The organism is Streptomyces sp. NPDC001157, assembly GCF_053598255.1.
Window position 1 is genome coordinate 1 of the sequence record NZ_JBSFJW010000090.1, and the last position, 2,693, is coordinate 2,693.

Sequence of the window (2,693 nt, forward strand, 5' to 3'; positions counted from 1 at the left end):
CTGAGGTGCTGGGTGTGGAGCGGGTCGGTGTCGACGACAGCTTCTTCGACCTGGGTGGTGACTCGATCGTCTCCATCCAGCTCGTCTCCCGCGCCCGCGCCGCAGGCCTGCTGCTGACCACCCGCGATGTCTTCCGCCACAAGACCGTCGCCGCACTCGCCCCCAGCGCCAAGGACGCCGGGCACGCGGCCGGTCCTCAGCCCGCACCGGCCGCCGGTGTGCTGCCCCTCGACCCGGCCGAACGCGAACGGCTGCACGCACGCTTCCCGTCACTGACCGACGTACTGACCCTCACGCCGCTGCAGGAGGGCATGCTCTTCCACAGCGGTTACGCCCACGACACCGTCGACGTCTACCACGTGCAGACCCCGCTGGACATCACGGGCGCGTTGTCCGCCCCAGTGATGCGCAAGGCGTGCCAGGTCCTGGTCGAGCGCCACGAGAGTCTGCGGGCCGCCTTCGTCCGGGACGCGTCCGGCCGACCGCTCCAACTGGTCCACACCGATGTCCAGGTGCCCTGGACCGAGGTGGACCTCAGCGGACTGGAGCCCGACGACCGGCGTGACCGGCTCGACGCGCTGCTCGCCGACGAGCGCATGCGACGGTTCGACATGACCCAGCCGCCTCTGCTGCGTTTCGCACTCGTGCGGCTGGCCGAGGACCGGCATGTGCTGGTGGTCACCAGCCACCACATCGTCCTGGACGGATGGTCGCTTCCCCTGCTGGTGCGCGACCTGTTCCAGCTGTACGCCTGGGCCGGCGACGGCTCCGCACTGCCCGCCGCCGTGCCGGTGCGGAACTACCTGGGCTGGGCCGCGACACAGGACCGGCAGGCCGCCGAGGACGCCTGGCGCTCGGCGCTGGCGGGACTGGAGGAGCCCACCCTCATCGCGTCGCAGCTCGACAGCGCTGCCACCGACAAGCCCGCCGAGCGGATCACCCGGTACTGCCCGCAGGCCTTCACCTCCGCTCTGGACGCCGCCGCCCGGCGCGAAGGCCTCACCGTCAACACGGTCGTCCAGGGCGCCTGGGCGCTGCTCGTCGGCGTACTGACGGGCCGACAGGACGTGGTCTTCGGCGCGACGGTCTCGGGGCGCCCGCCCCAGCTGCCGGGCGTCGAGGAGATCGTCGGGCTGCTGATCAACACCGTGCCGGTGCGGGTGCGCATCGACCCCGCCGAGCCGCTGCGCGACCTGCTCAGCCGTGTCCAGGAGGAGCAGTCCGCCCTCGCTGACCACCAGTACCTGGGGCTGCCGGACATCCAGCGGCTGGCCGGCCTGGGCGAACTCTTCGACACCTCGGTGGCGTTCGAGAACGCCCCCCTCGACGAGGAGTCCGTCCAGCGGCCGGTCCCCGGGCTGCGCATCGACCTGCTGGCGACCCAGGCTCCCGGCGCCACCCACTACCCGCTGAGCCTCGTCGCCGTGCCGGGCGAGCGACTGCGACTCGAACTCGACTACCGCGAGGGCGTGTTCACGCGCGAGACGGCCGAACGGATCATCGCCCGGCTGGTGACGCTGCTGGAGGCGTTCGTCGCCGACGCCGGCAGGCCCGCCGGTCGGATCGGCCTGCTGACCGCGCCCGAACTGGCCCAGATGATGTGGGAGTGGAACAGCTCCGTCCACCCCGTTCCCGAGCGCACCCTGCCCGAACTGGTCACCGCCCAGGCCCGGTTGACACCCGACGCGCCGGCCGTGGTCTGCGGCGACGAGACCCTCGGCTACCGCGAACTCGACGAGCGCGCCACCGCACTCGCACGGCGTCTGGCCGCCTGCGGTACCCGGCCCGAGGACACGGTCGCCCTGTTCCAGGAGCGGTCCGCCGGTCTCGTCGTGTCGATGCTGGCGGTGCTCAAGGCCGGCTGTGCCTACGTGCCCCTGGACAGGTCCGCGCCGACGGAAAGGCTGGAGGAACTGCTGCGCGAGGTGTCCCCGCGCGTCCTGCTGGCCGACCCGCGGACCACCGGCCTGCCCTTTGCGCACGGCGCCCAGGTGGTGGAGGTCCACCCGGACGGCACCGTCGCACCGGGCCCCGAGGCCGCCGTGCTGCCGGCCGGTCACCCCGACCAGCTTGCCTACGTCATGTACACCTCCGGCTCCACCGGGCGGCCCAAGGGCGTGGCCGTCAGCCATCGCGCGGTCGTCGCCCTCGCCGCGGACGACTGCTGGGACCGGGAGCGGCACAGCCGCGTCCTCTTCCACTCGCCGCACGCCTTCGACGCGGCCACGTACGAGGTGTGGGTGCCGCTGCTGTCCGGCGGACGCGTCGTCGTGGCACCCCCCGGTGACCTCGACACCCGCGCCTTCAGGTCCGTCGTGTCCCGGCACGGCGTCACCGCCCTGTGGCTCACGGCCGGACTGTTCCGCACCCTCGCGGACGAGTCCACCGAGGTCTTCGCCGGGGTCCGCGAGATCTGGACCGGCGGCGACGTGGTGTCCGCGGCCTCGGTCCGGCGCGTGATGGAGGCTCACCCGGGCATCGTCCTCGCGGACGGGTACGGGCCCACCGAGACCACGGTCTTCGCCACCCACCACGTCATGAGGTCGGTCGCGGAGGTGCCCGACGTGGTGCCGATCGGCCGCGCGCTCGCCAACACGTGTGTGTATGTGCTGGATGCGGGTTTGCGTCCGGTGCCGGTGGGTGTGGTGGGTGAGTTGTATGTGTCGGGTGTGGGGTTGGCTCGGGGGTATGTG

General features: G+C 72.3%; 1 protein-coding gene. It reads left to right on the forward strand.

Annotated elements, in window-relative coordinates; genetic code table 11:
* On the forward strand, positions 1–2,693 hold a 2,693-nt coding region (locus ACWDAG_RS47670; RefSeq protein WP_450701855.1), incomplete at both ends, for a condensation domain-containing protein.